Origin of the sequence: Mycobacterium sp. E1715 (assembly GCF_001667625.1) — a bacterium.
Lineage (GTDB): Bacteria > Actinomycetota > Actinomycetes > Mycobacteriales > Mycobacteriaceae > Mycobacterium.
Genome location: NZ_LZJJ01000475.1, coordinates 1 through 899, shown reverse-complemented (window position 1 = coordinate 899; position 899 = coordinate 1). Strand labels below are relative to the sequence as shown.

2 protein-coding genes are annotated in these 899 nt (G+C 68.6%); one reads left to right on the top strand and one right to left on the bottom strand.

What is annotated here, in order from left to right:
• Window positions 1–395, bottom strand: a 395-nt coding sequence (locus tag A9X03_RS23835; RefSeq protein ID WP_156746650.1) for a DUF6636 domain-containing protein, incomplete at its 3' end; no start/stop codon positions are given.
• Window positions 396–447: 52 nt separating this feature from the next.
• On the opposite strand from A9X03_RS23835, the gene A9X03_RS23830 reads away from it, so the two are divergent.
• Window positions 448–899 (top strand): DUF6636 domain-containing protein (locus A9X03_RS23830; protein ID WP_156734771.1); only part of this gene is annotated, 452 nt, incomplete at its 3' end.

Below are 899 nucleotides of genomic sequence, written 5' to 3'. Positions count from 1 at the left end.
TCCCGCGACACCCGGAAGTCGTGACCGGTGCTGCTGTCGGTGCACGTCATGCCCGACGGCTCGCTGTCGCAGGTGATCGTGCCCGCGGACTGGGTCTGGCCGTAGTCGAGGGTCGGCTCGCCGGCGAAGCGCAGGGTGTCGCCGTGGCAGTGGATGGCGGCCGGCTCGCCCAGGTTCAACACGAAGCGGTTGCCCCAGGCGAGATGCTTGCCGCACTCCGGTGGCGGCGGTGGCTGGTAGTCGAAGTCGCTGATGTCGCACGCCACACCGAAGCCGCCCAGGACGCAGTAGATGTTGCCGGACGGCGATTGAAAGTTCTGGGTGTCCGCGTGCGCGGTCGCCGGCATCACGGTGGCGGCCGCGACCGTCGCGGCGGCGACAGCGAGGGTCCTCATCATTTGCTGAGCGTAAGCCTGTGCGCCGGTGGACCGGACCGATAATCCCGAAATGAGTTTGCGCGGGGGCCTTCACCTGGCCGCCCAAAAGGATTACAACGTCATCATGAAGGCATCAATGGTCGCCGCGGTTCCGCTCCTGGCGGCCGCGACCGCGGTGGGCCCGGCGCACGCGGACCCGCTCTACCACTTCCAGTCGCCGTCCGGCAACATCTACTGCGTCCTGGGCGGCTTCGGTGTGGCGTGCGACATCAGCGACTTCGACTACCAGCCACCGCCGCCACCGGAGTGCGGCAAGCATCTCGCCTGGGGCAACCGCTTCGTGTTGAACCTGGGCGAGCCGGCCGCCATCCACTGCCACGGCGACACCCTGCGCTTCGCCGGCGAGCCGACCCTCGACTACGGCCAGACCCAGTCCGCGGGCACGATCACCTGCGACAGCGAGCCGTCGGGCATGACGTGCACCGACAGCAGCACCGGGCACTACTTCCGCGTGTCGCGGGA